This is a genomic window from Streptomyces sp. NPDC002793 (assembly GCF_040295485.1).
In the GTDB taxonomy this organism is placed as follows: domain Bacteria; phylum Actinomycetota; class Actinomycetes; order Streptomycetales; family Streptomycetaceae; genus Streptomyces.
Genome location: NZ_JBEOVL010000125.1, coordinates 1 through 2,441 on the forward strand (window position 1 = coordinate 1; position 2,441 = coordinate 2,441).

Sequence of the window (2,441 nt, forward strand, 5' to 3'; positions counted from 1 at the left end):
ATCCGACGGAGTCTTCTCCCGAAGGGCCGGTGCCCCGCTGCTCCGCACGGCCACAGACACCGACCACCACGACGGCCGGGTATCGGCGTCGATGACGACCCGGTGGTTGGTGGAGCAGCGGAACTTCTTCGACTGCTCGGCCACCGTTGGCAGCGGGTGGGAACCAATGTGCCGTCCACGATCAGCACAGCGTCCTGGCGGGAGCGTCTGCGGGGCTTGAGCGCGGGTAGAGGACCGAGACGGCTGATGATGCGGCCAGCCGCGGGCTTCGAGACACCGAGCAGTGGTGCAAGCTGCCGCAGCGTCAGTTCTCGTGCGCCAGCAGGCCGCGACCAACAGCGTCCGGTCCTCCAGCGGCAGGCTCGACGGCCGACCTCTACGGACCGCCCCCGCCCCTCCACGCCGCAGCTGGTCATTGACGCTCTGGACCAGCGGGGCTCAATTTGGATGGAGCCGTCCAGGGCGGCTGCGACGTCGTGATCACACCAGCCACGGCGCGATCTTCACACGGCCCTCGCAGGTGCCGGCGCGTTGATCACTGGGGCGGAAATAGGGTCGGGGCATGACCCGGATACGCCAAAAGCCCCGCCGTGGGCCGTTTCCTGGCGGGCCAGCGGCGGCTGCTCAACTCTGGACGTCAGCCACACGGGTGTTGATGCGGTTCTCGTACTCGCGGGCCCCGGCGCTGTGCCGGGGCCCGCGGAACGTCCTGAGTGCCGCCTCTTACGCGCAGCAGTTCTGGTAGCGGCCCTTGCCCGGCAGTACGGGGTGCCCGCGCTGCCGCGAAGGCCGTTCATGCCGCCGACGCGGCGTACTGCAGGAAACGGCGAAGTCGACAGCGCCTTTGCAGCAGCGGAACGAGCACTACTGGGCGGAGGGCGCGGTGAGGCGATAACCGATCCCGTGTACGGTCTCGATCAGGGAAGCCGGGCGCAGCTTGGAACGCAGGTTGAACACGTGCACCTCAAGGGTGCGTCTGGTGCCCTGCCAATTCGACTGCCATACCTCGCTGATGATGTCGTCACGGTGGAAGACCACTCCAGGCTGCATCGCGAGCATCGCGAGCAGATCGAACTCCTTGCGCGTCAGAACGACCGGTTTACCGCCGACGGTGACCCCGCGGGCGGCCAGGTCGAGCGTGACCATGCCGAGCCGGATGCGCCTTTCGGTCCTCACCCCAGCCCTCTTCCCTCCGGTCGAGGCGGACGGCTCGTGGGACCTGCGGCGGCAGACGGCGTGGATGCGGGCCAACAGCTCAGCAGTGTTGTACGGCTTGACCACGTAGTCGTCGGCGCCGAGGTGGAGGCCGCGGATGCGGAACCGTACGTCCGACCGCGCGGTCACCATGATCACGGGGATGTCGGTGTGGCGGCGGATCCGGCTGCACACCTCGAAGCCATCCTGGTCGGGCAGGCCGAGGTCGAGCAGGACCACGTCGTAGCGCGGACCGTTGTCGGTGTGCAGCGTGTGGAGTGCCTCCTCGCCGCTGCCGGCCCGAGTGGTCTGCAGTCCATGCTTGGCAAGCACGGCCGTCAGTGCGGCGGCGACCGAGTGGTCGTCTTCCACAACCAGCACTCTCATCCGTTCCCCTCCCGCGGTGGGTGCTTCGCACTCCCGCAATGCGTGTTCCGCCCGTGAATACAGGCTGGTCGTCGATGTGCGCGCCGCGGACTGGCCGCCCACGGAATGGGTGTGTGGTCAGCCTGCGCCGGGCAGTCGGGCCCAGTGGGTGGTGCCGCCGGAGTGGGAGCGGGTGCCGTGGGTGGTGGTCAGGGCGTCGATGACGTCCAGGCCGCGACCGTGCTCGTCGTCGGCGCATGAGGCGGTCCAGGCGCCCTCGCCCGCGGCGGGGCCGCTGTCGGTGACGCCCACCCACACTCTCTCCCCGGCCCGCTCACGGTGCAGATGAAGGGCTATCGGCGGCAGTGCGTGCTCTACGGCGTTGGTGACCAGTTCGGAGACCACCAGCACGGCTGCCTCGGCCGAATCCTGGGCCACGTGCCAGTCGTTGAGGACCGCGGCGGTGATTTCGCGGGCGGTGCCGACTGCCTGCGGGCAGTGCGGCAGTCGCCACGTGACGTCATCACCCGGGCTCCAGGGCTCCGGCACCCGCTCAGGTCTGTCCGGTCCGTCCCGGCCTGCGCAGGCGAGGTGGTTCCCGGCGCCACCGACCGGCTCGAGGCGGCTTGTCGTTGCGTACATGACGCCACACGCTTCCTGGTGGTTTCAGCCGAGGTCACATCGAGTTTCGCGACGTGCTCAGCAGCGATCGGCACTAGCCACACGCCCAAGCCAAACGTTCAGATCGATGGCCTGAGTGGTCTCTCGCCTTGAACCAAGGTGTCGCCCGGTCTGACGGTTCGCGATCTCGCGACGGGCGCCTGAGTTGGACGTGCGGGGTCAGCGGGGCACCGGCCCTTCGGGAGAAGACTCCGTCGGAC

At 68.7% G+C, this 2,441-nt stretch carries 2 protein-coding genes and 1 pseudogene; all 3 read right to left on the reverse strand.

The annotated features are described in order from the left end of the window. Window positions 1-75 precede the first annotated feature (75 nt). Window positions 76-493 (reverse strand): annotated as a pseudogene (locus tag ABT001_RS35870) (transposase family protein); the annotation flags it as partial. A gap of 371 nt (window positions 494-864) precedes the next feature. Next, the gene (locus tag ABT001_RS35875) at window positions 865-1,581 is read right to left on the reverse strand and encodes a response regulator transcription factor (protein WP_351285886.1); all 717 of its coding nucleotides are present in this window, start codon (window positions 1,579-1,581) and stop codon (window positions 865-867) included. Window positions 1,582-1,698: 117 nt separating this feature from the next. Further along, window positions 1,699-2,202: an ATP-binding protein gene (locus ABT001_RS35880; protein ID WP_351285887.1), complete on the reverse strand. Its 504-nt coding sequence runs from the start codon at window positions 2,200-2,202 to the stop codon at window positions 1,699-1,701. Window positions 2,203-2,441: the final 239 nt, after the last annotated feature.

Coding starts and splice junctions, on each gene's coding strand:
- ABT001_RS35875 (WP_351285886.1), bottom strand. CDS start 1,581: ATGAGAGTGCTGGTTGTGGAAGACGACCACTCGGTCGCCGCCGCACTG.
- ABT001_RS35880 (WP_351285887.1), bottom strand. CDS start 2,202: ATGTACGCAACGACAAGCCGCCTCGAGCCGGTCGGTGGCGCCGGGAAC.